Below are 26710 nucleotides of genomic sequence, written 5' to 3' on the forward strand. Positions count from 1 at the left end.
GCGCGGCGGCGAGCGCACCGCTCCGGTTAGGATCGGCGCTCTGATGACTGCCACTCTTGTCGCCAAGGACCTCGCCGCGGGCCACGGCGACCGCACCCTCTTCTCCGGCCTCGACCTGGTCGTGGCGCCCGGCGAGGTGATCGGTCTCGTCGGCGCCAACGGCGCCGGGAAGTCGACCCTGCTGCGGCTGCTGGCCGGGCTGGCCGACCCCGAGCACGGGGCCGTGCGGCTCAGCCCGCCGCATGCCACCGTGGGCCATCTGCCGCAGGAGCCCGAGCGGCGCCCGGCCGAGACCGTACGGGACTTCCTGGCCCGGCGTACGGGCGTGGCCGCCGCCCAGGCCGCGCTGGACGACGCCACCCAGGCGCTGGTCGACGGCGCGCCCGGCGCCGACGACACCTACAACACCGCCCTGGAGCGCTGGCTCGGGCTCGGCGCCGCCGACCTGGACGAGCGCGCCGACGAGGTCGCGGCATCGCTGGGGCTCGACATCTCCCTGGACCGGCCGATGACCGCCCTGTCGGGCGGCCAGGCGGCGCGCGCCGGGCTCGCCTCGCTGCTGCTCAGCCGCTATGACGTGTTCCTGCTGGACGAGCCGACGAACGACCTGGACCTGGACGGGCTGCGCCGCCTGGAGAGCTTCGTCCAGGGGCTGCGCGCCGGCACGGTGCTGGTCAGCCACGACCGCGAGTTCCTTGCCCGTACGGTCGACAAGGTCCTCGAACTCGACCTCGCCCAGCAGCAGGTGAACCTCTACGGCGGTGGCTACGCCTCCTATCTGGAGGAGCGCGAGACCGCCCGCCGCCACGCCCGCGAGCGCTACGAGGAGTACGCGGACACCCGCGCCGGCTTGGAGGCCCGGGCCCGCACCCAGCGCGCCTGGATGGAGAAGGGCGTCAAGAACGCCCGTCGCAAGGCCACCGACGGCGACAAGCTCGGGCGGAACGCCCGGGTCGAGTCCACCGAGAAGCAGGCCGCCAAGGCGCGCCAGACCGACCGGATGATCGAGCGTCTCGAGGTGGTCGAGGAGCCGCGCAAGGAGTGGGAGCTGCGGATGGAGATCGCTGCCGCGCCGCGCTCGGGCGCGGTGGTGGCGACCCTGCGCGGCGCCCAGGTGCGGCGCGGCGAGTTCCACTTCGGCCCCGTCGACCTCCAGATCGACTGGGCGGACCGGGTCGCGGTCACCGGAGCGAACGGCTCGGGCAAGTCCACGCTGTTGGCCGCGCTCCTCGGCCGCCTTCCGCTGGACGCGGGCGCGGCGGCGCTCGGTCCTGGCGTGGTGGTCGGCGAGATCGACCAGGCGCGCGCCCTGTTCTTCGGCGGCGAATCGCTGCTGGACGCCTTCGGCGCGGCCGTACCGGAGCTGGCGGCGGCGGAGGTGCGCACGCTGCTGGCCAAGTTCGGCCTCAAGGCGGAGCATGTGCTGCGGTCCGCGGCCACCCTGTCCCCGGGTGAACGAACCCGCGCGGCGCTCGCCCTGCTCCAGGCCCGCGGCGTCAACCTGCTCGTCCTGGACGAGCCCACCAACCACCTGGACCTGCCCGCCATCGAGCAACTGGAGTCCGCGCTGGCCTCCTACACCGGCACGCTCCTGCTGGTCACCCACGACCGCCGGATGCTCGACGGGGTGCACACCACCCGCCGCCTCCAGGTCGAAGGCGGCCGCGTCACCGAACTCTGACGGACCGGCCCTGTGCCGCCGCGCCCAGGGCGCGACGGCACAGGGCCGTCATCGCGGACCTCCTCCGGGAGGCGCTACCGCTTCTTCTTGGGGTCCAGCAGCCCCGCACGCCGCAGCGCGTCCGCCATCGCCCCGTTGACCGGGGCCGCGTCGCGGCCGCCGGATCCTCCGCCACGCTGCCCCCGGCCGCCGCCCTGGCGCTGCTGAGGGGTGCCGCGGCGGCCGCGGGAGTCCTGCGCGGAGCGGTCCCGGTTGCGGTCCCGGCCGCCGCCCGACCCCGCGCCCGCCTCGTCGTCCAGCCGCAGCGTCAGCGAGATCCGCTTGCGCGGGATGTCCACGTCCAGGACCTTCACCCGCACGATGTCCCCGGGCTTGACCACATCGCGCGGATCCTTGACGAACGTCTTGGACATCGCGGAGACGTGCACCAGTCCGTCCTGGTGCACACCGATGTCCACGAACGCGCCGAACGCGGCCACATTGGTGACGACGCCCTCCAGGATCATCCCGGCGGCCAGGTCGCCGATTTTCTCGACGCCCTCCTTGAAGGTCGCGGTCTTGAAGGCGGGCCGCGGGTCGCGGCCGGGCTTCTCCAGCTCCTTGAGGATGTCGGTGACCGTGGGCAGACCGAAGGTGTCGTCCACGAACTGCTCCGGCCTGAGCCCGCGCAGCACGGCCGTGTTGCCGATCAGCGAGGCCACGTCGTCGCCCGCCGAGGAGGCCATGGACCGCACCACCGGATACGCCTCCGGGTGCACGCTGGAGGCGTCCAGCGGGTCGTCGCCGCCGCGGATGCGCAGGAAGCCCGCGCACTGCTCATACGCCTTGGGGCCGAGCCGGGCCACGTCCTTGAGCGCCTTGCGGCTGCGGAAGGGGCCATTCGCGTCGCGGTGGGCCACGATGTTCTCCGCGAGCCCGCCGCCGATGCCCGAGACCCGGCTGAGCAGCGGGGCGGAGGCGGTGTTGACATCGACCCCGACGCCGTTCACACAGTCCTCGACGACCGCGTCGAGCGAGCGGGAGAGCTTCACCTCGGACAGGTCGTGCTGGTACTGGCCGACACCGATCGACTTGGGGTCGATCTTGACCAGCTCGGCGAGCGGGTCCTGAAGCCGCCGCGCGATGGACACCGCGCCGCGCAGCGAGACGTCCATGTCCGGCAGCTCCTGGGAGGCGAAGGCCGAGGCGGAGTACACCGAGGCGCCCGCCTCGGAGACCATCACCTTGGTGAGCTTCAGCTCGGGGTGGGTGCCGCACAGCTCGCCCGCGAGCTTGTCGGTCTCGCGGGACGCCGTGCCGTTGCCGATCGCGATCAGCTCGACGTCATGCTCCCGCGCCAGCCGCGCCAGCTTGGCCAGCGACTCGTCCCACTTGTTCTGCGGGACGTGCGGATAGATCGTGTCGGTCGCCGCCACCTTGCCGGTCGCGTCGACCACGGCCACCTTCACCCCCGTACGGAAACCGGGGTCCAGGCCCATCGTGGCGCGGGTGCCGGCCGGGGCGGCCAGGAGGAGGTCGCGCAGATTGGCGGCGAAGACGCGCACCGCCTCGTCCTCGGCGGCCTGCCGCAGCCGCAGCCGCAGATCGATGCCGAGGTGCACCAGGACCCGGGTGCGCCAGGCCCAGCGCACCGTGTCGGCCAGCCACTTGTCGGCCGGGCGGCCCCGGTCCGCGACGCCGAAACGGTGCGCGATGCTGCGCTCGTACGAGGTGGGGCCCGCCTCCTCGGAGGGCTCCTCCGGCTCCAGGGCGAGCTCGAGGATCTCCTCCTTCTCGCCGCGGAACATCGCCAGCACCCGGTGGGAGGGCAGCTCCGTGAACGGCTCGGCGAAGTCGAAGTAGTCGGCGAACTTGGCGCCCGCCTCCTCCTTGCCCTCCCGCACCTTGGTGGCCACCCGCCCGCGCGTCCACATCCGCTCGCGCAGTTCGCCGATGAGGTCCGCGTCCTCGCTGAACCGCTCGGTGAGGATGGCCCGCGCGCCCTCCAGCGCGGCGGCGGGGTCCGCGACCCCCTTCTCCGCGTCGACAAAGGCGGCCGCGGCGGCCAGCGGCTCCACCGACGGGTCGTCGAGCAGCCCCTCGGCCAGCGGCTCGAGCCCGGCCTCCCGCGCGATCTGCGCCTTCGTACGGCGCTTGGGCTTGAAGGGGAGGTAGATGTCCTCCAGCCGGGCCTTGGAGTCCGCGGCGAGGATCTGGGCCTCCAGGGCCTCGTCCAGCTTGCCCTGGGACTTGACCGATTCCAGGATCGCGGCCCGCCGCTCCTCCAGCTCCCGCAGATAGCGCAGCCGCTCCTCGAGGGTGCGCAGCTGCGCATCGTCGAGCATTTCGGTCGCTTCCTTGCGGTAGCGCGCGATGAAGGGCACGGTCGAGCCGCCGTCGAGCAGCTCGACGGCGGCCCTCACCTGCCGCTCCCGTACGCCGAGCTCCTCGGCGATCCTGCCTTCGATGGACGTCGTCACGATCACGCTCCGCTTTCCTGTCTGCGCTGCGATCTGCATTGTGGCAGGTGGCACTGACAGAGGTGGGCGCGACCGACCGGAAGTCGTCGCCGGGCGCCGTACGCGACGCGGGGCACGGGCGGTCGCCGGCGTGCTCGGCGTGCGGTTCGGGCGCCGTCGGGAGGCGGCGGATCGTGCTCGTAGACGCGGGTATCCCACCGGCGCCACCGGCAAACCCCGCCGCCGCCGCTCAGCTCCTGCCAATGTCGCTCAGCGCTCGCCGCTGCCGCTCAGCGCCTGCCTATGAGGTCCGCGGGGAACCCGCCCGCCGCGATCACGGCGCCCGTGAAGGACTCCGCCAGCTCCGTCAGCCGCGCCACGCCCGCCGCCCCCAGGTGCTCGTACGGGGCCCGGTCCAGCCGGTCAGTCTCGTCCTCCAGGGCCTTGCGCAGCTCCGCGCCCGCCGACGTCAACTCCCCGTCGGCGGCCAGCAGTCCGCGCTCCCGAAGCCGCTCCTGCGCGGCCGCCCACTCCTCAGCCGACCAGCCCCGCGACCGCAGGATCCACTTCGGGGACATGCCCCTGCCGCTCGCCGTATGGCTGGCCAGCGCCTCCACGGGGTCGAGCCCGGCGCCCAGGATCGTCATCAGATGGCCGTCCCCGCGGTGCTCGCGCAGCAGCGTGGCGGCGTGCCAGTAGGCCAGATGCGGGGCGTCGGGGACGGGGAGGTCGGCGTGCGCGGCGTACAGGGGGCGGGCGGCGCGGGAACACGCCTCCGTCGCGCGCAACGCCAGCTCCGCGGCCTCGGCCATCTCCTTCGAGGACACCGCGTCGTCGCCGAGCAGCCGCCGCAGCACGCTGTCGGCGGCGCGCAGCCGGGCCGCCAGCGCGTCCTCGGGGGAGATCACGTCCCAGGCGGCGGGCAGATAGCGGGCGACCAGGTCGTGCTTGAAGTTGAAGAAGGTCGCGGTGACGGTTCCGGCGCCGACGCGGCCGAACGCCGCCGCCCGGCTGACGAAGTAGTCGACGCCCCGGTCCTCGACCCCCAGCTGCTCGAGCTCCCGCCCGTAGTCGGGCTGGAAGTAGACGGTCGAGTGGAAGGGGTTGACGACGGCGTGGCAGCGCCGCCCGGCACGCTCGGGAAGTGAGGTCATGCCCGCATGTTACTTTCGGGTATGCGGGGGTGTGCAGACCCGATCCCGCCCCGGGAAGGGGCGGGAAGGCGGGTATGCGTCGTGGTGCCGACCGGGGTCAGACCTCGAGTTCGGCCTCGATCTTCTTCAGCTGGTGGCGGGCCATGGCGAGGTTGGCGCGTCCGGAGTCCAGGACGAGGTACAGGAAGAGACCGTTCTGCTTCTTGAGCAGCCGGATCAAGTGGTACTGGGTGCCCAGGGTGATGAGGATGTCCTCGATTTCGTCCTTGAGACCGAGGTGTTCCATGGTGCGCAGCTTGGCGCGGATGACGTCGGTGTTGCCGGCGGCCGCCACGTTCAGGTCGAAGCTGTTGCTGCCCCCGATCGTGCCCAGTGCCATCCCGCTGGTGTAGTCGACGAGCGCGGCTCCCGTCGCGCCCTCGATCGACGCGAGCGCTTCCTTCAGTGAGGTTTCGGTGTTCGCCATGACGGGTCGTTCCTTTCGGACTTGCTGCCGGCCCCATCGCGATGTCGGACCGGTGTTGAACTGTTGTGTGGTGTGGCGTGCGGTCTACTCCGTCGCGGCCTCCCCGGTGGCCGGGCGCGGGGGCCGGACGGCGTTGCCGCCGGCCGGTGGGGAGGCGGGCCGTACGGGCAGGCCGGCCTCGGTGGTGGGGGATGGCTGTCTGCGGGTGCCGTCGGGCAGTTGGATGGCGGCCTGCACCAGCTCGCCGATGCGGCTGCTGGAGCGGCGTCCCTCCAGGTGCAGTCGGCCGACGTTCACCTGTCCTTCGGCCAGCAGGGTCAGCACGGCGGACGGGCCGGCGGCGTAGCTGGCCACATAGCCGTGGGCGCCGCGGACGAGGAGTTCGCGGAAGTCGCCCTGTCCGGTGGCGTCGGCGAGTCGTACGGCGATGCTCAGGGCGGCCGCGGTGAGGGCGGCCACCCCCTCCGGCTCCACGCCCCGGGTGTCCTGCGCCAGCACGAGGCCGTCGACGCTGGCCGCGAGGGCGCCGCTCAGCTGTGGCAGGCGGGCCCGGAGCCGGTGGAGTTCGTCGAGGACTTCGGCCTCGGCCGCCATGAGCTGTCTCCTCTCGGCACGCTGTCTGAGCGCGCGGATCACAGGGCCTCCAATGCGTTTCTGAGCCGGCGAAGCAGGGCGACGTCGGGGCCGGCCGATGTTCCCGGGAGCCGGGTGGGCACGGTGGCCGGCCGCGGAGTCCGCCGTCTCGCCGCCGCGACGATGCCGGCGGCGGCGAGACGGCGGATGTCGACAAGGGTGTGGAAGGCGGGACGGCCCAGGAGGCGGGAGATGTCGGCCGCCGTGCGCACGCCGTCGACATGCTCGAGAATCGCGCGCTGACGCCGCGGCAGGCCCGTCTCGAGCGGCAGCCGGGTCTTGACCAGCGGTTCGCTGTCCGTCTCCGCCCCCGGCCAGATCTCGTGCAGCAACTCCCGCCGGCGCAGCGTCTCGCGCTGCACCGCGTCGACCGGCACCGGGCGCACCGTGCCCATCCAGTGCGCGACCCCGTACCGGAAGCGGGCCGGGCCGCCGCCCGGGCCGAGCACGAAGAACGCCGCGTCGTACAGCGCCCCCAGATGGCACAGCTCCAGCGCACCCTTCGGGAGGCGGCCGCTGTCCACCAGGAACCGCCCCACCCGCTGTTCGGGCCCGGCCTCGTCAAGGGCCTCGCGCCACTTCTCGGGTGACAGTGCGCCGCCTGCGGTGAGCAGCGCCTCAAGATCGGGCGTGTCCGGGCTGTCCGCGTAGATCACCTGTCCGTCGGAGAGATGCAGCGTGCCTCTCTCCCGCATGAAGGAGCCGGTGGCCTTCTCGGCGGCGAGCCGGTCCAGCAGGGGCGAGCCGACCTGAGCGGTGCCGGTGGGGGGCGTGGGACTCCGCCGGGTCGGGTTGGAGAAAGGTTTCTGCAAGCCGGTCACCCCAGCACCAGTTGGCGCGCCATCTCGCTCAGCCGGATGCGGGCCAGTGCGAGGTTGCCCTCCGCACGGCCGAGCCACAGATGCAGAAAGACACTGCTGTCGAAGGTGGTGCGGACGAACTGGAGGACGTGGTAGCTGTCGCGGTTGCTGACGATCAGATCGTCTATGGGAATGTCGTCGTCGGACCAGTCGGAGCCGTCGGCGGGGGCGAACGACCGGTATTCCGCCGCCATCCGGGCGAGCTCCGCCGTCTCGGCCGCCGTGGTCTCGTGGTCGCCACCCGGCGACTCCCCGACCGTGCCCAGCGCCAGACCGCTGGTCCAGTCGACCACGGCGGCGCCCCGGGCGCCGGGAAGTTTCATGGCCTCCAGCAGGCACTCGTCAATGCCGGGCAAAGTGACTCCCTCCCCGTGTGCGTCGAATGAATCATGGAGAACCTAGACTCCGCATGTGGAGGAAGCGTGAAGGCGCAGGTTAATTTCTGTGCAATGTGTGAGTGATGGGTGCCCTTCGTTGAGATTCAGAGGTTGCGTCAGAAGTTTCGGCGGCGGTCTGCCTTCCGGGCTTTCAGCGGCTGTACTCGGCCGCGCCCTGGGGGTCCGCGACAGCGGGACGGTGGTCTGAGCGCTCCGGGGGCGTCCAGGCAAAGCGCGGTGCGCGCCGTTCGAGGAAGGCGGTGACGCCCTCGCCGAGCTCGCCGCTGACGCTCAGCTGGTCCCGCCAGTACTCCAGGCGCGCAGGATCGACCGGCCCGGCGGTGAACTCCTTGACCGCCGCCTGGCTCAGCGCGGACCGGGACAGCAGCACCCGGGTGAACTCCGCCACCCGCTCGTCCAGCCTGCCCGGCGGCAGCACCTCGTCCACCAGCCCCGTCCGCAGCGCCCGCTCGGTGCCGATCAGCTCGCCGGAGAGCAGCAGATACTTGGCGGTCGCCGGGCCGACCAGGTCCACCAGCCGCCGGGTGGACGAGGGCGCGTAGACCACCCCCAGCCGGGCCGCGGTGATCCCGAAGCGGGAGCCCTGCTCCGCGAACCGCAGATCGCAGGCGACGGCCAGCTGGCAGCCGCCGCCCACACAGGAGCCGCGCACCGCGGCGAGCGTCGGCTTGGGGAAGCCGGCCAGGGCCTCCTCGGCGGGCAGCGCCAGCGCCGTCGTCTCCTCGTACGTCGTGCCGAGCGAGCCGATGTCCGCGCCCGCGCTGAAGGCGTCGCCCGCTCCGGTGAGCACCAGCGCCCGTACCGCCGGGTCCGCGGCCAGCCGCTCCAGCAGCGGGGGCAGCGCGCGCCACATGCCAGGGGTAAGTGCGTTGCGCTTGGCGGGGTGGTGGATCACGACGGTCGCTATGCCGTCGGCGACGGTGTGCTGCAGGCAGGGCTCCATGTCGCGGATGCTATCCGGCACCCTCAAGCGACTGTCGGCATCGCCGTAAGCAAGCCGGGCAGGAACAGTCGAGCGAGTGACGCTGGCATACGCACGCGGTCAAAAGTCGTCGATAGAGGGCGACTTGCGCTCAGTTAGCCGGTCCGTACCAACACGTTCCCAACACTCGATGACGACTGGTCGGGCTGTGGCGATGGGTGGGGATCGGACATGGAGATCGTCGGGAGCGTCCCTCCTGAACCGGGGGCGGCCACGCCCCGCGGGCCGTTCGCCTATGAGGGCGTCTGGCGCTTCACCGCCCCCGCGCTCGACACCTCCGTCCCACAGGCCCGGCACGCGGTGCGCGATCTGCTGGCCCACCAGCGGGTGCCCGCCCCTGACGACCTCGTACAGAACTTGCTGCTGATCGTCTCCGAGCTGGTCACCAACGCCGTACGGCATGCGGCGCTGCTCTCTCCGGAGATCGCCGTCGAGGTGTCCATCGGCCCGGACTGGGTGCGGGTCGCGGTCGAGGACAACCACCCCTACCGGCCCAAGGCGCTGATGGCCGACCAGGGCCGGACCGGCGGGCGCGGGCTGTTACTGGTGCAGACGATCGCCGAGGAGGAGGGCGGGATCTACGACGTCCAGCACACGGCGAGCGGCGGCAAGGTGGTCTGGGCCGCACTGCCGCTCGCGGCCGCCCACGTCCGGCTGACCACTACCAGCCTGCCGCCGCTCCGGTGACCTCCCGGATCACCGGCCGGGCCGCGTCCAGCACGGTCATGAACCAGGCCGAGAAGGGGTTGTGCGCGAGCAGCCGGGTCAGCTCCTCGGGGGCGACGAAGGCGGTCTCGTCGATCTCCTGCGGATCCGGATGCGGCTCGGTTCGCACCAGCCCCGCGAACAGGTGGTTGTACTCCTGCTCCACCAGGCCCGACACCGGATCCGGGTGGTTGTAGCGCACCGTGCCCGCCTCGCGCAGCAGCGCGGGCGCCACCCCCAGCTCCTCGCCCGTACGCCGGGCCGCGGCCACGAAGGGCGGCTCGCCGGGGTAGGGGTGGCCGCAGCAGGTGTTCGACCAGACGCCGGGGGAGTGGTACTTGCCCAGGGCCCGGCGCTGGAGCAGCAGCCGCCCCTCGTCGTCGAAGAGAAAGACGGAAAAGGCCCGATGCAGCCGGCCGGGGGCGAGATGGGCGGAGAGCTTCTCCGCGGTGCCGATGGTCCTGCCGTCCTCGTCGACCAGCTCCAGCATGATCGGCTCCGTGGAACCCGTCGGCGCGCCGGGTGCGGAGGGCCTGGCGGAGTCGGTGGTGCGGCCGTTGGCAGGTGTAATTGGCATTGACCATCCTCATCGTCCGTCGGAACCCTCAAGTCTGCCGCACCAGTGCCATGAGTCAGTGGCAAAGTTTGGCTTCGTGCTCAGCATGTCCGCCTGGCTCCAGCTGGAACGTGCAGTGGGCCACGTCGAAGTGCTCCCCCAGACAGCCCTGCAGGTCGTGCAGCATCCGCTCATGGCCGACCGCGTCCAACGCCCGCCTGCTGACCACCACGTGTGCGGAGAGTACCGGCATGCCCGAGGTGATGGTCCATACATGCAGATCATGCAGTCCCTCGACGCCGGGGAGGGCGAGAATGTGGGCCCGTACCTGATCCATGTCCACATCCCGCGGCGCCGCCTCCAGCAGGACGTTCAGCGTGTCCCGCAGCAGCCGGAACGTCCGCGGCACGATCATAAGGCCGATCAGCAGGGAGGCGATCGGATCCGCCGTCTGCCAGCCGGTGGTCACGATGATCCCGGCCGATACGAGGACCGCGACCGAGCCCAGCGCGTCCGCCAGCACCTCCAGGAACGCCCCGCGGACGTTCAGGCTCTCCCGCTGCCCGCCCCTGAGCAGCGCCAGTGACACCGCGTTCGCGGCCAGGCCGATGGCGCCGAACAGGATCGTCAGCCCGCCGTGGCTGGTGGGCGGGGTGATGAACCGGGCCACCGCCTCGTACAGGATGTAGCCGCCGACGCCGAGCAGCAGCAGACAGTTCGCCAGCGCGGCCAGGATCTCGGCCCGTGCGTAGCCGTAGGTGCGGCGCGGGCTCGGCGGGCGGTTCGCGAAGTGGATCGCCAGCAGCGCCATGGCGAGCCCGAGGGCGTCCGTCATCATGTGGCCGGCGTCCGCGAGCAGCGCGAGCGAACCGGCGAGCACCCCGCCGACCACCTCCACGGCCGTCACCGTGAGCGTGATGCCGAGGGCGGCGCGCAGCCGCCACTGGTGTGCGGCGCCCGCCGTGCCGAGTCCGCCGCCGTGGTCGTGGCCCGCGCCCATGTACGGCCTCCTCCCGCGCGCCGCCACTGCCCGGACGCGCCAGCTGCCTTACGGCCCAGTGAACTACGGCGGTGCCCCGAGCCGCGGTCAGCCGCGCCGGGCCTGAGGCCGTCCTAGGGCCTGTCGTCAAAGGGGGCGCCCTGCTCCCGACGCCTGGCACGCCTCCCCCAGCTACCGCTGGGAGGTGCCCCCTGCGCCAGACGCCGCTCGCGGCCGGACGCCCCCTTTGACGACAGGCCCTAGCGGGCCCCGCGCTCCCTACCGCCGGACGGCCTCGGGGTGGTGCAGACACCAGCCCTCCCAGGCCGAGCGCACCATCGCCGCCACCCCGTGCCGGGCGCTCCAGCCCAGCTCCTTGGCGATCAGCTCGGTCGCCCCGACGACCCGGGCCGGATCGCCCGCGCGGCGCGCCTCGACCACCGGGGCAAGCTCCGGGTGGCCGGTGACCTCGCCGATCAGCTGTGCCATCTCGCGTACCGAGACGCCCTGACCGGTGCCGATGTTCACCGTCAGATCGCCCCCGCCCGGCCGCTCCGCCAGTCGGCGGGCCGCGGCGAGATGGGCGGAGGCCAGGTCCTCGACGTGAATGTAGTCACGGATACAGGAGCCGTCGGGCGTCGGATAGTCGTCGCCGAAGATCCGGGGAGCCTCACCCCGGGTGATCCGCTCGAACATCATCGGGATGATGTTGAACACTCCGGTGTCGGCCAGCTCGGGGCGTGCGGCGCCCGCCACATTGAAGTAGCGCAGACAGGCCGTGGAGATCGAATGAGCCGCGCCCGTGGCTCTGACCAGCCACTCTCCGGCCAGCTTGGTCTCTCCGTACGGGTTCATCGGCCGGCAGGGGGTGTCCTCGGTGACGAGTTCCACATCCGGCATCCCGTAGACGGCGGCGGAAGAGGAGAAGAGGAAGCTGCCGATCCCGGCCGCGACCACCGCCTCCAGCAGCACCGTCAGGCCGTGCACATTCTCGCGGTAGTAGCGCAGCGGCTGCTCGACGGACTCCCCGACCTGCTTCTTCGCCGCCAGATGCACCACCCCGGTCACGCCCAGGTCGGCGAAGGTGCGGTCCAGCAGCTCACGGTCGAGCGTGGAGCCCTGTACCAAAGGGACGCCCTGCGGCAGCCGCTCGGTGACACCGCTGGACAGATCGTCGAGCACGGCGACCCGCTCCCCGGCCTCCACCATGACCCGTACGACATGCGCCCCGATATATCCGGCACCACCTGTGATCAGCCACGTCATGACCGCACCCTATCCACAGCCGACGAGGGCGCGGTTTGGCCCGGAGCGCAGACATCCACCATGATGATCGCGGCAGCGGAAGCCGTCGTTCCCCCGAGCGGGTGATGAATGTGCGGTGAACGGACGCTTCCTTCTATCCGATAGCCTCTGCCGACGTGCCGCCCGCCCCATGCGGGGCCCGGGGTGTGCGACGCCCGCTGTCCGGACGGCGGCCCTGGGCCGGTATCCCTGTCCGGCGCGGCCACCGTGCCAGCTGCCAAGGAGTGAGTTCGTCTGTCGACCGCCATTCTCACCGGTCCCGCAGTCGCGGGCTCGTCCCTTGAGGACGACCTGCGGTCGCTCGGGTTCGACGTGCGCACGGCAGCCGACGCCGCCGGGGTCGCGAGGGAGCTCGCGGCCACCCCGGCGCGTGAGCGGGTGGCGCTGGTCGACCCGCGCTTCGTCGGCCACGTCCACGCACTGCGCCTGGCCCTGACCGATCCGCGCTTCCCGGCCGCCGCGGTCCACGGCGCCCTCACCGCCCAGCCGGACGCCCGCGCGGCGCTCACCCGCGCGCTGACGGCGTACGCGCCGGGGGCGGCGGCGCCCGAGCGCGGCGCCCTCGCCGTGGCCGGCGCCGCCGCGACTCCCGGGCCGGAGGTCCACCTGCCGGCCCCGGACGGCTCCGCCGTGCTGCCCGACGCCCTCGCCGACGCCCTGGGCGCCGAGGACATCGCCGTGCACCGGCCCGAGCTGGGGGTGCTCGTCGCCGACGTACCCGAGGACGCGGCGGGGCGTGCGGAGGCGCAGGCCCGTACCCGGGCGGTGGACGACGAGCAGGTGCGGCTGCGCAGCGCCGTCAAGGCGCGCGACGGCTTCTTCACCACCTTCTGCATCAGCCCCTACTCGCGCTACATCGCCCGCTGGTGCGCCCGCCGCGGACTCACCCCCAACCAGGTCACCACCGCCTCCCTGCTGACCGCCCTGATCGCGGCGGGCTGCGCGGCCACCGGCACCCGGCCCGGGTTCATCGCGGCGGGGCTGCTGCTGATCGGCTCCTTCGTTCTGGACTGCACCGACGGCCAGCTCGCCCGCTACTCCCTCCAGTACTCCACGCTGGGCGCCTGGCTGGACGCGACGTTCGACCGGGCCAAGGAGTACGCGTACTACGCGGGGCTCGCGCTGGGCGCCGCGCGCGGCGGGGGCGGCGGAGACGATGTGTGGGCGCTTGCGCTCGGCGCCATGGTGCTGCAGACCTGCCGCCACGTCGTCGACTTCTCCTTCAATGAGGCGAATCACGACGCCACCGGCAACAGCAGCCCCACCGCCGCCCTCTCCAACCGCCTCGACAGCGTCGGCTGGACGGTCTGGCTGCGCCGGATGATCGTGCTGCCGATCGGCGAGCGCTGGGCGCTGATCGCGGTGCTCACCGCGTGCACCACGCCCCGTATCACCTTCTATGTGCTGCTCATCGGCTGCGCGCTGGCCGCCTGCTACACCACCGCCGGCCGGGTGCTGCGGTCGCTGACCCGCAAGGCGCGGCGTACGGACCGCGCGGCGCTCGCCCTCGCGGACCTCGCCGACTCGGGCCCGCTCGCCCAGGGCTTCGCCGCGGCCTTCCGCGGTGTGGCGCGCCGGCTCCCGGCCTTCGCCGCCCCCGCCCTCGCCCTGTTCGGGGCGGCCGCGGTGGTCGCCGTGGCGGCGCTCACGTCCTTCGGCAGCCCCTGGGCGGTCGTCGCCGCCGCGGGCTACGCGCTCACCTCGGGACTGGCTGTGGCCCGTCCGCTCAAGGGTCCGCTCGACTGGCTTGTGCCGCCGGTCTTCCGCGCCGCGGAATACGGCACCATCCTGGTCCTGGCAGCTGACTCGGGGGTGAACGGAGCGTTGCCCGCCGCTTTCGGGCTGGTGTCGGCGGTCGCCTACCATCACTACGACACGGTGTACCGCATCAGGGGCGGTACCGGCGCGCCCCCGCACTGGCTGGTGCGGGCGATCGGCGGGCACGAGGGGCGGACCCTGGCGGTCACGGTCGCCGCCGCCCTGCTGTACGAGCAGAACCAAGGCTTCACCATCGCGCTGACCGTCCTCGCGGCGGCCCTCGCGCTGGCCGTGCTCAGCGAGAGCATCCGCTTCTGGGTGTCCTCCGGAGCACCCGCTGTACACGACGAAACAGGAGAACCCGCATGATCGGCCTCGTGCTGGCGGCTGGCGCCGGACGGCGTCTGCGCCCTTACACCGACACCCTTCCCAAGGCCCTGGTGCCTGTCGACGGCGATACCACCGTCCTCGACCTGACCCTCGGCAACTTCGCGGAGGTGGGCCTGACCGAGGTCGCGATCGTGGTCGGTTACCGCAAGGAGGCCGTGTACGAGCGCAAGGAGGCGCTGGAGGCGAAGTACGGCCTCAAGCTCACCCTCATCGACAACGACAAGGCCGAGGAGTGGAACAACGCCTACTCCCTGTGGTGCGCCCGTGACGCGATCCAGCACACCGTGATCCTCGCCAACGGCGACACCGTGCACCCGGTCTCCGTCGAGAAGACGCTGCTCGCCGCCCGGGGCGACGGCCAGAAGATCATCCTCGCCCTCGACACGGTCAAGAAGCTCGCCGACGAGGAGATGAAGGTCATCGTGGACCCCGAGAAGGGCGTCCAGAAGATCACCAAGCTCATGGACCCGGCCGAGGCGACCGGCGAGTACATCGGCGTCACCCTCATCGAGGGCGAGGCCGCCGCGGAGCTGGCGGACGCGCTCAAGACCACCTTCGAGCGCGACCCCGACCTCTACTACGAGGACGGCTACCAGGAGCTGGTCAACCGCGGCTTCAAGGTCGACGTGGCCCCGATCGGCGACATCAAGTGGGTCGAGATCGACAACCACGACGACCTCGCGAAGGGCCGTGAGATCGCATGCCAGTACTGACCCGCCTCATCCCGTCTCCCGTCTCCGTCGACATCAACGCCGGGGCCCTGGACGACTTGGCGGGCCTGCTGGCCGACCAGCGCATCTCGGCCTCCGGCAAGCTGGCGGTCGCGATCAGCGGCGGCTCCGGCGCCGCCCTGCGTGACCGGCTGTCCCCGGTGCTGCCGGGCGCCGACTGGTTCGAGCTGGCCGACGGCACCATCGACGGCGCCATCCAGCTTGCCGACGCCATGAAGTCCGGGCACTACGACGCGGTCGTCGGCCTGGGCGGCGGGAAGATCATCGACGCCGCCAAGTACGCCGCCGCGCGTATCGGCCTGCCGATGGTCGCCGTCGCGACCAACCTGTCGCACGACGGCATCTGCTCGCCGGTGTCGATCCTGGACAACGACGCCGGCCGTGGCTCATACGGTGTGCCGACCCCGATCGCGCTGGTCATCGACCTCGATGTGATCCGCGACGCCCCGGTGCGCTTCGTGCGCTCCGGCATCGGCGACGCCGTCTCCAACATCTCCGCGATCGCGGACTGGGAGCTGTCGCACCGCGAGACCGGCGAGCCGATCGACGGCCTCGCGGCGGCCATGGCCCGTACGGCGGGCGAGTCGGTGCTCCGCCACCCGGGCGGCTGCGGCGACGACGACTTCCTGACCGTGCTGTCCGAGGGCCTGGTGCTGTCCGGTATCGCCATGTCGATCGCCGGTCACACCCGGCCGTCCTCCGGCGCCTGCCATGAGATCAGCCACGCCTTCGACCTGCTCTACCCCAAGCGCTCCGCGCTCCACGGCGAGCAGGTCGGCCTCGGCGCCGCCTTCGCGATGCACCTGCGGGGCGCGCCCGAGGAATCCGCGCTGATGGTCGACGTACTGCGGCGGCACGGTCTGCCCGTCCTGCCGAACGAAATCGGATTCAGCGAGGACGAGTTCGTCAAGGCGGTGGAGTACGCGCCGCAGACCCGCCCCGGGCGCTACACGATCCTCGAGCACCTTGACCTCTCCTCCGACGCGATCAGGGACGCATACGCCGACTATGCCAAAGCAGTCAGTCAAACCATCGGTGGCTGAACTCCGCCCGGTCGTTCACCCCGCGGGGGTGAAGGACCGGCGGAGCGGTGAGCACTGGATGGGACGCCTCTACATGCGCGAGGTCTCCCTGCGGGTCGACCGCCATCTGGTCAACACCCGGGTCACGCCCAACCAGCTCACATACCTGATGACCGTCTGCGGCGTGCTCGCGGCGCCGGCCCTGCTGGTGCCGGGGATCCCGGGCGCCGTGCTCGGTGTGGTCGCGGTTCAGCTCTATCTGCTGCTGGACTGCGTCGACGGCGAGATCGCGCGTTGGAGGCAGCAGTTCTCCCTCGGCGGGGTCTACCTGGACCGGGTCGGCGCCTATCTGACCGACGCGGCGGTGCTCGTCGGCTTCGGCCTGCGCGCCGCCGATCTGTGGGGCAGCGGGCGGATCGACTGGCTCTGGGCCTTCCTCGGCACCCTGGCCGCCCTCGGCGCGATCCTGATCAAGGCCGAGACCGACCTCGTCGGCGTCGCCCGCCACCAGGGCGGGCTGCCGCCGGTCAAGGAGGCGGCGTCCGAGCCGCGCTCCTCCGGTATGGCGATGGCACGCAAGGCCGCCGCGGCGCTCAATTTCCACCGGCTGGTGCTCGGGATCGAGGCGTCCCTGCTGATCCTGTTCCTGGCGGTGCTGGACTCGATCCGGGGCGACCTGTTCTTCTCCCGGCTCGGCGTCGCCGTACTCGCGGGCATCGCCCTGCTGCAAACTCTGCTTCACCTGGTGTCCATCCTCGCGTCGAGCAGGTTGAAGTGATGACGGACACACCACTCACGGTCGGCGCGGTCGTCCTGACGATGGGCAACCGCCCCGACGAACTGCGTGCGCTGCTCGATTCGGTCGCCAAGCAGGACGGCGACCGGATCGAGGTGGTCGTCGTGGGCAACGGCTCACCGCTGCCCGAGCTCCCGGACGGGGTGCGCACCGTCGAGCTCCCGGAGAACGTGGGCATCCCGGCGGGCCGCAATGTCGGCATCGAGGCGTTCGGCCCCGGCGGTACCGAGGTCGACGTGCTGCTCTTCCTCGACGACGACGGTCTGCTGCCCCATACGGACACCGCCGAGCTGTGCCGTCAGGCCTTCGCCGCCGACCCCGAGCTCGGCATCATCTCCTTCCGTATCGCCGACCCGGAGACCGGCACCACACAGCGCCGCCATGTGCCCCGGCTGCGCGCCTCCGACCCCATGCGGTCCTCGCGGGTGACCACCTTCCTCGGCGGTGCCAACGCGGTCCGTACGAAGGTCTTCGCGCAGGTCGGCGGGTTGCCGGACGACTTCTTCTACGCCCATGAGGAGACCGACCTCGCCTGGCGCGCCCTGAACGCGGGCTGGATGATCGATTACCGGTCGGACATGGTGCTGCACCACCCGGCCACCGCGCCGAGCAGGCACGCCGTCTACCACCGCATGGTCGCCCGCAACCGGGTCTGGCTGGCGCGGCGCAATCTCCCCATCCCGCTCATCCCCGTCTATCTCGGCGTCTGGCTGCTGCTCACCTTGGCCCGGCGACCCTCGAAAGCCGCCCTCCGTGCCTGGTTGGGCGGGTTCCGGGAAGGCTGGAAGACTCCGTGTGGTGCACGCCGCCCCATGAAGTGGCGTACGGTATGGCGCCTGACCCGACTGGGCCGACCGCCTGTCATCTGACAAGCTCGTATCTGAGAGCATCGGGCGCGACCCGGGGCGCGGCCCCCGTCAGCGCACCCCTGATGAGGACGAAAGTGTCAACTGTGAGCGAGACTACGCACAATAGTGCGGTCGCCAGCGCCCCGCCGTCGCCGGATGACGGCCTGGCCCCGGCAGAGCTGGCGGCGAAATACGGGCTGTCGGTGAGCGGCGCCCGGGTGAGCCTGCCCGACTACGTCCGGCAGATGTGGGGCAGGCGCCACTTCATTCTGGCTTTTTCGCAGGCCAAGCTCACCGCCCAGTACAGCCAGGCCAAGCTGGGCCAGCTGTGGCAGGTGGCGACACCGCTGCTGAACGCGGCGGTGTACTTCTTCATCTTCGGCCTGCTCCTGAAGAGCAACAGGGGTATGTCACACGACATGTACATCCCGTTCCTGGTGACGGGTGTCTTCGTCTTCACGTTCACTCAGAACTCCGCGATGGCGGGTGTGCGCGCGATCTCCGGGAATCTGGGTCTGGTGCGGGCCCTGCACTTCCCCCGCGCCTCGCTCCCCATCTCCTTCTCGCTCCAGCAGCTCCAGCAACTGCTGTTCTCGATGATTGTGCTGGTCATCGTGTTGCTGGGCTTCGGGCACTACCCGGCCCTGGCCTGGCTGCTGATCCTCCCGGTGCTCGCACTGCAGTTCGTCTTCAACACCGGTCTCTCGCTGATCATGGCCCGGCTCGGTGCCAAGACCCCGGACCTGGCGCAGCTGCTGCCGTTCCTGCTGCGGACGTGGATGTACGCGTCCGGTGTGATGTACCCGCTGGCGCCCACGCTCGAGCGGGCGGGGGCGAGCGGCTGGATCGCCGACGTCATGCTGGGGAACCCGGCCGCCGTCTACATGGACCTGATGCGGTACGCGCTGATCGACGACTACGGTCAGAAGTACCTGCCTCCGCATGTGTGGGCACTGGGCCTGGGCTGGGCGGTGGTCTTCGGCATCGGCGGCTTTGTGTACTTCTGGAAGGCAGAGGAGCAGTACGGCCGTGGCTGAGCAGACCCTTGACGAGACCTCCCAGGCGCCGCAGGCCGCTCAGGCGGCCCCGGCCGCGGGGCGGATCCCGACCGTCATCGCCGACGATGTGCACATCGTCTACCGAGTCAACGGCGGCCCCCGTGGCCGCGGCAGCGCCACCGCGGCCCTCAGCCGCATCCTCCGCCGCAAGAACGCCCCGGGCATGCGTGAGGTGCACGCCGTGCGCGGGGTCACCTTCGTGGCGTACCGCGGCGAGTCGATCGGCCTGATCGGCTCCAACGGCTCCGGTAAGTCGACGCTGCTCAAAGCCGTCGCGGGGCTGCTGCCCACCGAGCGCGGCAAGGTCTACACCGACGGCCAGCCGTCGCTGCTCGGCGTCAACGCGGCGCTGATGAACGACCTGACGGGCGAGCGGAACGTCATCCTCGGCGGGCTGGCCATGGGGATGTCGCGGGAGCAGATCCGCGAGCGTTACGAGGGAATCGTCGACTTCTCGGGCATCAACGAGAAGGGCGACTTCATCACGCTGCCGATGCGCACCTACTCCTCCGGTATGGCGGCCCGCCTGCGGTTCTCGATCGCCGCCGCCAAGGACCACGATGTGCTGATGATCGACGAGGCGCTGGCCACCGGCGACCGGAAGTTCCAGAAGCGCTCGGAGGCCCGCATCCGCGAGCTGCGCAAGGACGCCGGCACCGTCTTCCTGGTCAGCCACAACAATAAGTCGATCCGGGACACATGTGACCGGGTGCTGTGGCTGGAGAAGGGCGAGCTGCTGATGGACGGCCCGACCGACGAGGTCATCAAGGCGTACGAGAAGGAGACCGGCAAGTAGCCGATTTCCGCGTATCCGCAGGCCCCGCCGGACACCCGTCCGGCGGGGCCTGTGTCATATGGTCGCGTCGAAGAGCGCGACCGTGCCGCGCACCCGGATGTGATGGCGCTCGAACCGGGACCCAAGTGCTTTGTCCAGCAGCTCCAGCGAGTCCTCGGAGTTGTTGAGCACCCCGCGTCTCACGCATTCGCGCAGGTGGAGCCGGGAGACCGCCGTATGGCGCACGCCGTGCGCCAGCACGGTGCTGCCGAACACCCGGGCCCCCGGCTCGAGATGGGGCAGCAGATGGTCGAAGACGGCGAACTTCGCCGCCGCCCCCGAAGGCAGGCAGTGCAGTACGAAGTTCAACGCGGCTGAGGTGAACCGCCGCCCCTCCAGCTCCATCGGGCGCAGTACATCGCGGCACAGCGCCGTGGGGCCGTAGCGCGCGATCCGGCGCTGTGCGGTCGCCAGCACCGTCGGGTTGAGGTCGACCAGGGTGATCTGCGGCAGGCGGGTGGGGAACCGGCACCGGTCGAGGAAGTAGCCGGTGCCCGGACCGATGTCGAGATGGCGGTCTGAGACATGCCGGTCGTAGAGGGCCAGCATCTCCTCGGGCGGGCAGCGCCACACCGCACGGCACACCGCGCCCAGGATGAGCGTGTCGTACAGGGCGAGCAGGGGCCGGGAGTAGACGGCCGCCGCGGCGGCGGCTTCGCTTCCCTTGTCCCGCTCGCGGTCGCGCGGGTTTCCCATGCGATCGGCTCCTTTTCTGTCCTGGGCACCTGTCCTGGGCGCAGCCTTCCTCTTCTTACAGATCCCGGCCGGCGGCCCCTGGATACACCCGCGAAGGATGTATCCGCGTGGCGCGGTGCCGGATCTGTTGGGCAGTGCGGATACCGAGCGGAGGAAGGGTGAGATGAGCCAGCCCGTCACCAGGGAAAGCGCGGAGTGGGACGCCATCGTCGTCGGAAGCGGGCTCGGAGGTGTCTCGGCCGCGGCCGTCCTGGCGCGTTCGGGGCTGAGGGTTCTCGTCTGTGAGCAGGGCGAAGGTCTGGGCGGGCTCGCGCACGCCTTCACCCGGGACGGGCGGACCTTCGACTCGGCGATCCGGGTGCTGGCCGAGGGCGAGATGGTGCTCGGGCTGCTGGAGTGGCTGGGCGTTCAGGACCGGTGCGAGCTGACGGTCATCGACCATCTCTACCAGGCGGAGTTCCCGGGGATGAGCGTCTTCGCGCCCACGGGCCTGGAGGAGTTCATGGAGGCCCATATCCGGCTCTTCCCGGATGAGGCGGAGGGCATCCGTGCCTTCTTCCAGCTGCGCCGCCAGATGTTCTGGGAGACGGCGCAGGCGCCCATGAGGGTGACCGACCCGTCGGCTCTCGGGCAGTTGGAGGAGCTGCTGCCGACGCTGATGAAATACCGGACGGCGACGCTCGCGCAGGTCATGGACGAATATCTGCGCGACCCGCGGCTGAAGGCCATGTGCTCTGCCCTGTGGCCGTATATGGGGGCGCCCCCCTCTCAGCTGTCGTTCTTCGCCTACGCCCAGTTCATCGGGGTGCTCATCGACGGCCCGTACTACTGCAAGGGCAGCTTCCAGAATCTGGTGGACGCCTTTGTCACCGCGGTCGAGCGAAACGGGGGCCAGGTCGTCACCGGCACCCCCGTCGAGCGGATCCTGCTGCAGGACGGCCGGGTCGTGGGGGTGCGCACTGCGGAGGGGGACGTGTGCACCGCCCCGGTGGTCGTTTCGAACGCGGACGCCCGCCAGACCTTCGAGGACCTGGTCGGCGCCGAGCATCTGCCGGGGCCCTACGCCCGGCGGCTGCGGCGGCTCCGGCCGTCGATGTCCGCCTGCGTCGTCTACGCGGCGACCACGCAGGATGTGCCCGCCCTCGGCGTCGCGCACGAGACCTTCAAGTACAACCACTGGGACCACGAGGGGACCTGGCGGGACCTGATGGGCGGCCGACCGGGCGGGATGTCGCTGTCCGTGATGACGATGCTCGATCCCGAGCTCGCTCCGCCGGGCGAGCATCTGCTGATCGGCACCGCGGTGGCGCCGTACCGGCTGCCCGGCGACAAGCCGTGGCAGCAGCACAAGGACCATTTCGCGGACTCCCTGCTCGCCGAGTTCGAGTCCGTGATCCCGGGCCTGCGCGACCATCTGACGTTCCTGCAGGCGGGTACGCCCGTGACCATCGAGCGCTATACGCGCAATCACCAGGGGGCCACTTACGGCTGGGCGCTGAGCCCCCACCAGATCGGAGGGAAGCGGCTCGCCCACCAGACGCCGGTGCCCGGTCTGTTCCTCTCCGGTCACTGGACCGAGGAGGGACCGGCGTCCTTCCGGGTGGTTCTCTCCGGCATGAACACGGCCCGTGAAGTGCTTGGCCACCTCGGCACCGGTCTGGACGTGCCCACCTTCAAACCCGACGACGTGCCGCAGTTGGCGCTGGACAGGTGAAAGGCAGCCCCCCATGACCACCGTATTCGTGCCGCCCGGCCCCCGGGGCCACCCCGTGCTCGGCAGCATCCGTGAGATCCAGCGGGACAACGTGTCGGCGTTCATGCACGCGTTCCGCCACCACGGCGACATCGTCAACTTCCGCGGCCCGCTGAGGATCAATCTGCTGGCCCACCCGGACCATGTCCAGCATGTGCTGCGCGACCAGCACAAGCACTATCCGCGGCCGCGCAAGGTGCAGGGCTGTCTGAGCACGATCGTCGGGGACGGGCTGGTGGCCGCCGAGGGCGGCTCCTGGCTCCGGTCCCGGCGGCTCACCCAGCCCGCCTTCCACCGCGACATCCTCCGCCGCTTCGGGGAGACCTTCACCCGCACCACCTCCGAGATGCTGGACGACTGGGAGCGGCGCCGCGGCCAGGGCCGGCCGCTGGACATCAAGTCGGAGATGATGCATCTGAGCCTGGCCAATCTGGCCAGAGCGCTGTTCAAGGCGGATCTCACCGACGCCATCGCCCGGATCGAGCCGGCCGTCCAGGGAGCGCTGAGCTTCACCCACCGCCGGATGACCTCTCCCGTGGACCCGCTGCGGATCCCTTCCAAGGCCCGGGGGCGCTTCCGGGACGCGCTCGGGACGATCAATTCGGTGCTCTACCCGATGATCGTCGCCCGTCGCCGGGAGGGCGGCGAGGACGACCTGGTCAGCATGCTCATCGGCGCCAAGGACCCCGGCTCCGGCGAGGCGTTCACCGACGAGCAGATCAGGGACGAGGTGAGCGGCTTCTTCGTGGCCGGCCATGAGACGGTCTCCACCGCGCTCACCTGGACCTGGTATCTGCTCTCGCTCAACCCCGAGAGCAGGCGCCGGGTCCAGGACGAGGTGGACCGGACACTGTCCGGGCGCGTCCCGACCGTGGACGACCTGCCGAAGCTCGCTTACACGACCATGGTGCTCCAGGAGGCCATGCGGCTGTATCCGCCGATCTTCGTCTATATGCGCTGTGCCGCGCGGGACGACGAAATCGGCGGCTATCACGTGCCCGCCGGGCGCTGGGTGGTGGTCTGCCCCTATGTGACGCACCGTCACCCCGAGTTCTGGGACAACCCGGAGGGCTTCGAACCCGAGCGGTTCACCCCCGAGAACAGCGAGGGCCGCCACCGAATGGCGTATCTCCCGTTCGGCGCGGGACCGCGCAAATGCATCGGCGACTCGTTCGCGATGCTGCAGATGCCCCTGGTGGTCGCCATGGTCGCGCAGCGGTTCCGGCTGGACCTGGTGGAGGGCCAGCGGGTCTTCCCGGAGCCGGCGATCTCACTGCGCCCCCGGGACCCCATGTGGATGTGGCTCCGCCCCGTTGAGGAGGGTTCCCGATGACCCGTCAAGCGCCAGGCCCCAAGGGCGAGCCGGTCCTCGGCAACGCACGGGCCTTTCAGGCTGACATCCTGCGGGCCCTGCAGCGGGGGCGCCGGGAGTACGGCGATGTCGTGCGGTTCGAGGGCATCGGCCCGCTCTTCCCGGTGTTCTTCGTCGGCCACCCCGACGGGATCAAGGAGATCCTGCAGGACAAGCACCGCAACTTCCCCAAGACGCCCTTTGTCAGCGACCGCTGGCGGGCCCTGGTGGGCGACGGCCTCATCTGCAGCGAGGGCGAGCTGTGGAGGCGCCAGCGCAGGCTCTGCCAGCCTGCCTTCCACCGCCGCCTGATCACCAGCTTCGCCACCGGGATGACCGAGGTCACCGCCGAGCTGCTGGACCGCTGGGAGGCCGCGGCGCGCGCGCACCGCGAGGTGGATGTCACCCTCGAGATGACCCGGCTGGCGCTGAGTGTTCTGGGCGGCGCCCTGTTCGGCGCGAACTGGCGGCAGGACTCCGAGGCCATGGCGCACGCCGTCGAAGTGGCCATCGGCGAGGCGTACAAGAAGTTCGGGAAGTTCGTCAGCCTGCCGGAGGGCGTGCCCACCCCCGCCAATCTGAGGTTCGCCAGGGCCAGGAAGCAGCTCGACCGGATCATCTACCGCGTCATCGAGGACCGGCGGGCCGACCGGGGGCCGCACCCCGACGATCTGCTCGAGGCGCTGATGACCGCCACCGAGGACGACGGCTCGGGCATGACCGTCGAGCAGGTCCGCAACGAGGTCATGACCTTCATGTTCGGCGGCCATGAGACCGTCGCCTCCGGGCTGACCTGGGCGCTGTATCTGCTCTCCCACCACCCCGAGGTCGCCGCGCGGCTGGAGGCCGAGGTGGACGAGGTGCTGGGCGGCCGCCTCCCCGGCGTCGAGGATCTGCCCCGACTGCCCTATGTGGACCGGGTGGTGCGTGAGTCGCTGCGGCTCTACCCGCCGGTGTCGCTCATCTCGCGCACCCCGCTGGAGGACGACACCGTGCAGGGCTATGACATCCCCAAGGGCTCGATGGTGCTGCTCTCCTCCTTTGTGACCCATCGGCACCCGGACTTCTGGCCCAACCCCGAGGGCTTCGACCCCGATCGCTGGATTCCGCTGGGCGAGCAGGGCCCGCACCGCTATGCCTGGTGGCCGTTCTCCGGCGGTCCCCGCAAGTGCATCGGGGATGTCTTCGGTCTCCAGGAGATGAAGCTGGTGCTGGCCATGATGGCGCAGCGGGTACGGGTCCGGCTCGCACCCGGCCACCCCGTGATCCCACGCCCCGGGATCACCCTCGGACAGGAACACGGCGTGATCGCCACCGTCGCGCTGCGCGAGAAGGCGCCGCCCGCCGCGCCCAGTGTTCTTGCGGTCGCGGACGCCGAGTCCGTCGCAGCCGCCGCTGCCGCCGCTGGCTGCCCGGTGCACGGAGGTGGAGCGCGATGACGCTCGCCACCGAACCCGCCCTGCGGGCGGGCCTGGAGACCGTATGGGCCTATCTCCATGAGTGCGGGGGCGCCAGGCAGCATGCGCTGGCCGACCGGCTGGTGATCCGGGGGGCCCGGCTGCACAATCCGCCCTGGCTCGGCCCGGACGGTCGCGGCGCGGCCGGCGTCCGGGACCAGCTCGTCCTGCTGCACCGCGCGTTCCCCGACCTGCGTACCGAGGTTGAGGACTTCTTCGGCGCCGGTGACCGGGTCGTGGCCCGGCTCACCCACCGGGGGACCCACCGAGGGCCCTGGCTGGGCGTCCCCGCCACCGGGCGTGAGGTGGAGTTCTCGCAGACGCTGATCTTCCGTATCGAGGACGGCCCAGGCGGCCGGATCGCCGAGATCTGGCAGCAGGCGGACGCGCTCGGCACCCTGATCACCCTGGGCGCCGCGCCGCCGCTGGGCACCACGAGCGCGCCGCGCGCGCTGGGCTGGGCCATCGCGGCGGCGCACCACCGGGCCCATCACCGTGTGCCGCAGGACCAGCCGTGGCCATGGCGGGGGACCGACCGGCAGTGCACCCCCGCCTTCCGCGGCGCCCTGTCGGGCACCACCCCGGCCTCCGCCGAGCTGCTGGAGGCCAATGCCCTGCCATTGCGCCGCTGGATCGCGGAGTGCGTCAACGAACAGGCCGTGCACATCTGCCAGGAGATCTTCCACGAGAGCTATCGGGGCCACTCCCCGCCGCACGCCGAGCCCGAGCCGCTGCGTGGCCCGAAGGGCTACGAGCGCTTCATCCGCGGGATCCTGACCGGCTTCCCCGACGCCAAGGCGACCATCGAGGACCTGATCCCGATCGGTGACCGGGTCGCCTGCCGGGTCCGGATGACCGGCACCCATCTGGGCCCCTACCGCGGACTGCCGCCCACCGGCCGGCCGTTCTCCCTCGGTCAGATCGTGATCTGCCGCATCGAGGACGGCAAGATCGTGGAGAGCTGGCAGGAGATCGACGCATTGGGGCTGATGCTGGGCTTCGGGGTGGTGCCCCGGCCCGGGTCCGGCTCCGCCGGCTATCTGCTGTGGTTCGCCCGGCTCGCCGCCACGCTGGCCACCGCCCCGCGCCGGATCGCCGCCGTACGCAAGGGGGCGAGGGCATGACCGGGGCCCGTGAGACAGCCGACGCGGCGGTCCTCGACCGCACCCTCGCGGCGTACGGCGGCGCGGGCCGCTGGGCGTCCGCCGAGCGGATCGAGGCGGAGCTCTCCTGCGGCGGCCTGCTCTTCCGCTGGAAGCGCGGCAGCGCCGGGACCTTCGAGCGGATGCACATCACCGCGGAGGTGGCGAGGCAGCGGATCCGGTTCCATGGCTTCGACGGCCCCCTGGACGGGGTGCTGGAGGGCCACGAGGTGCGGCTGGAGCGGGACGGCGCGGTCGTCGCGCGGCGCGTGGACGCCCGCGCCCCGTTCCCCGGCGGCCGCCGCCTGCTGCGCTGGGACTCGTTGGACATGATGTATTTCCTGGGCTACGCCCTGTGGAACTACCTCGCCTTTCCCGCGCTGCTGCGCCGCGAGGACATGAGCTGGCGCGCCGACGGCCCCGACGCCCTCCTGGCGCGTTTCCCCGCGCATCTGGCCACCCACTGCCCGCAGCAGCGTTTCCGGCTCGACCCGGCCACCGGGCTGGTCACCGAGCACGAGTACACCGCCGAGGTCTTCGGGCGCAGTTGGGCGCACGCCTGCCATCTCACCAGCGAGTACCGGGATGCCGACGGCGTCCCGTACGCCTCCCGCCGCCGGGTGATGCCGAGGCGCCCGCGGGCCGGGGGAGCGATGCCGCACCCGGTGCTCATCTGGGCCGACATCCATGACTACGCACTGACGAAGACTCGGTAA

The 26710-nt window shown here is 71.2% G+C and carries 25 protein-coding genes; 14 read left to right on the forward strand and 11 right to left on the reverse strand.

Annotated elements, in window-relative coordinates; translation table 11 throughout:
• The first annotated feature begins 43 nt into the window (after window positions 1–43).
• Entirely contained in the window at window positions 44–1681 is a 1638-nt protein-coding gene (locus ACH4U7_RS33885; RefSeq protein ID WP_398531591.1) for an ABC-F family ATP-binding cassette domain-containing protein, read from the forward strand.
• Window positions 1682–1755: 74 nt separating this feature from the next.
• On the opposite strand, the gene ACH4U7_RS33890 is transcribed toward ACH4U7_RS33885, so the two are convergent.
• The 7 genes from ACH4U7_RS33890 to ACH4U7_RS33920 all read right to left on the reverse strand — a co-directional run bounded on the left by ACH4U7_RS33890 (window position 1756) and on the right by ACH4U7_RS33920 (window position 8573).
• Window positions 1756–4140, reverse strand: coding sequence for a Tex family protein (locus ACH4U7_RS33890; protein WP_398531592.1), 2385 nt, complete (start codon window positions 4138–4140; stop codon window positions 1756–1758).
• Window positions 4141–4409: 269 nt separating this feature from the next.
• Window positions 4410–5273 carry a hypothetical protein gene (locus ACH4U7_RS33895; RefSeq protein ID WP_398531593.1) on the reverse strand — a complete coding sequence of 288 codons (864 nt, stop codon included), beginning with the start codon at window positions 5271–5273 and terminating at the stop codon, window positions 4410–4412.
• Window positions 5274–5370: 97 nt separating this feature from the next.
• Window positions 5371–5739: a hypothetical protein gene (locus ACH4U7_RS33900; protein ID WP_398531594.1), complete on the reverse strand. Its 369-nt coding sequence runs from the start codon at window positions 5737–5739 to the stop codon at window positions 5371–5373.
• An 84-nt stretch (window positions 5740–5823) separates the two neighbouring features.
• Window positions 5824–6333, reverse strand: coding sequence for a roadblock/LC7 domain-containing protein (locus tag ACH4U7_RS33905; RefSeq protein WP_398531595.1), 510 nt, complete (start codon window positions 6331–6333; stop codon window positions 5824–5826).
• A gap of 38 nt (window positions 6334–6371) precedes the next feature.
• Window positions 6372–7109 (reverse strand): transcriptional regulator, encoded by a 738-nt coding sequence (locus ACH4U7_RS33910; RefSeq protein ID WP_398531644.1) that lies wholly within the window; start codon window positions 7107–7109, stop codon window positions 6372–6374.
• Window positions 7110–7189: 80 nt separating this feature from the next.
• Entirely contained in the window at window positions 7190–7588 is a 399-nt protein-coding gene (locus ACH4U7_RS33915; RefSeq protein ID WP_398531596.1) for a hypothetical protein, read from the reverse strand.
• 172 nt (window positions 7589–7760) lie between these two features.
• A complete protein-coding gene (locus ACH4U7_RS33920; RefSeq protein ID WP_398531597.1) occupies window positions 7761–8573 on the reverse strand; it encodes an enoyl-CoA hydratase/isomerase family protein in 813 nt (270 codons plus the stop codon).
• Window positions 8574–8783: 210 nt separating this feature from the next.
• On the opposite strand from ACH4U7_RS33920, the gene ACH4U7_RS33925 reads away from it, so the two are divergent.
• Window positions 8784–9299, forward strand: coding sequence for an ATP-binding protein (locus tag ACH4U7_RS33925; RefSeq protein ID WP_014175222.1), 516 nt, complete (start codon window positions 8784–8786; stop codon window positions 9297–9299).
• Here the strand turns inward: ACH4U7_RS33925 and idi are convergent.
• From idi to galE, 3 genes are all read right to left on the reverse strand, one after another.
• A complete protein-coding gene (gene idi / locus ACH4U7_RS33930; RefSeq protein ID WP_398531598.1) occupies window positions 9274–9894 on the reverse strand; it encodes an isopentenyl-diphosphate Delta-isomerase in 621 nt (206 codons plus the stop codon). The two genes, ACH4U7_RS33925 and idi, sit on opposite strands and share 26 nt — an antisense overlap.
• A 55-nt stretch (window positions 9895–9949) precedes the next feature.
• Window positions 9950–10873 carry a cation diffusion facilitator family transporter gene (locus ACH4U7_RS33935; RefSeq protein WP_385618249.1) on the reverse strand — a complete coding sequence of 308 codons (924 nt, stop codon included), beginning with the start codon at window positions 10871–10873 and terminating at the stop codon, window positions 9950–9952.
• A gap of 258 nt (window positions 10874–11131) precedes the next feature.
• Window positions 11132–12118, reverse strand: a complete 987-nt coding sequence (gene galE, locus ACH4U7_RS33940; protein WP_398531599.1) for a UDP-glucose 4-epimerase GalE — start codon at window positions 12116–12118, stop codon at window positions 11132–11134.
• 273 nt (window positions 12119–12391) lie between these two features.
• Between galE and ACH4U7_RS33945 the strand changes: the two genes are divergently transcribed.
• The 7 genes from ACH4U7_RS33945 (at window position 12392) to ACH4U7_RS33975 (ending at window position 19556) form a co-directional block, all read left to right on the forward strand.
• Window positions 12392–14284, forward strand: coding sequence for a DUF5941 domain-containing protein (locus ACH4U7_RS33945; protein ID WP_398531645.1), 1893 nt, complete (start codon window positions 12392–12394; stop codon window positions 14282–14284).
• Window positions 14281–15018, forward strand: coding sequence for a sugar phosphate nucleotidyltransferase (locus tag ACH4U7_RS33950; RefSeq protein ID WP_398531600.1), 738 nt, complete (start codon window positions 14281–14283; stop codon window positions 15016–15018). The genes ACH4U7_RS33945 and ACH4U7_RS33950 overlap by 4 nt, the downstream gene beginning before the upstream one ends.
• On the forward strand, window positions 15006–16079 hold the full coding sequence (locus ACH4U7_RS33955) for an iron-containing alcohol dehydrogenase family protein (protein WP_398531601.1): 1074 nt from the start codon (window positions 15006–15008) through the stop codon (window positions 16077–16079). Before ACH4U7_RS33950 ends, ACH4U7_RS33955 begins: the two co-directional genes overlap by 13 nt.
• The gene (locus tag ACH4U7_RS33960) at window positions 16045–16836 is read left to right on the forward strand and encodes a CDP-alcohol phosphatidyltransferase family protein (protein WP_398531602.1); all 792 of its coding nucleotides are present in this window, start codon (window positions 16045–16047) and stop codon (window positions 16834–16836) included. The genes ACH4U7_RS33955 and ACH4U7_RS33960 overlap by 35 nt, the downstream gene beginning before the upstream one ends.
• Complete coding sequence (locus ACH4U7_RS33965) at window positions 16836–17723, forward strand: glycosyltransferase family 2 protein (RefSeq protein ID WP_398531603.1); 888 nt, start codon at window positions 16836–16838, stop codon at window positions 17721–17723. Before ACH4U7_RS33960 ends, ACH4U7_RS33965 begins: the two co-directional genes overlap by 1 nt.
• Window positions 17724–17806: 83 nt before the next feature.
• Window positions 17807–18739, forward strand: coding sequence for an ABC transporter permease (locus ACH4U7_RS33970; RefSeq protein WP_358639969.1), 933 nt, complete (start codon window positions 17807–17809; stop codon window positions 18737–18739).
• A complete protein-coding gene (locus tag ACH4U7_RS33975) occupies window positions 18732–19556 on the forward strand; it encodes an ABC transporter ATP-binding protein (protein WP_358639971.1) in 825 nt (274 codons plus the stop codon). Before ACH4U7_RS33970 ends, ACH4U7_RS33975 begins: the two co-directional genes overlap by 8 nt.
• Before the next feature lie 54 nt (window positions 19557–19610).
• Here the strand turns inward: ACH4U7_RS33975 and ACH4U7_RS33980 are convergent, their stop codons facing one another.
• On the reverse strand, window positions 19611–20291 hold the full coding sequence (locus ACH4U7_RS33980; protein ID WP_398531604.1) for a class I SAM-dependent methyltransferase: 681 nt from the start codon (window positions 20289–20291) through the stop codon (window positions 19611–19613).
• Between the two features lie 163 nt (window positions 20292–20454).
• Here ACH4U7_RS33980 and ACH4U7_RS33985 point away from each other — a divergent pair, with 163 nt between their 5' ends.
• The 5 genes from ACH4U7_RS33985 to ACH4U7_RS34005 are packed head-to-tail and all read left to right on the forward strand — an operon-like array spanning window position 20455 to window position 26710.
• Window positions 20455–22005 (forward strand): phytoene desaturase family protein, encoded by a 1551-nt coding sequence (locus tag ACH4U7_RS33985; RefSeq protein ID WP_398531605.1) that lies wholly within the window; start codon window positions 20455–20457, stop codon window positions 22003–22005.
• Window positions 22006–22018: 13 nt separating this feature from the next.
• Window positions 22019–23377 carry a cytochrome P450 gene (locus ACH4U7_RS33990; protein WP_398531606.1) on the forward strand — a complete coding sequence of 453 codons (1359 nt, stop codon included), beginning with the start codon at window positions 22019–22021 and terminating at the stop codon, window positions 23375–23377.
• On the forward strand, window positions 23374–24834 hold the full coding sequence (locus ACH4U7_RS33995; protein ID WP_398531607.1) for a cytochrome P450: 1461 nt from the start codon (window positions 23374–23376) through the stop codon (window positions 24832–24834). The genes ACH4U7_RS33990 and ACH4U7_RS33995 overlap by 4 nt, the downstream gene beginning before the upstream one ends.
• Entirely contained in the window at window positions 24831–25976 is a 1146-nt protein-coding gene (locus tag ACH4U7_RS34000) for an ester cyclase (RefSeq protein WP_398531608.1), read from the forward strand. Before ACH4U7_RS33995 ends, ACH4U7_RS34000 begins: the two co-directional genes overlap by 4 nt.
• On the forward strand, window positions 25973–26710 hold the full coding sequence (locus tag ACH4U7_RS34005; protein WP_398531609.1) for a hypothetical protein: 738 nt from the start codon (window positions 25973–25975) through the stop codon (window positions 26708–26710). The genes ACH4U7_RS34000 and ACH4U7_RS34005 overlap by 4 nt, the downstream gene beginning before the upstream one ends.

It is taken from the genome of Streptomyces sp. NPDC020845, assembly GCF_044334165.1.
Taxonomy (GTDB): domain Bacteria; phylum Actinomycetota; class Actinomycetes; order Streptomycetales; family Streptomycetaceae; genus Streptomyces.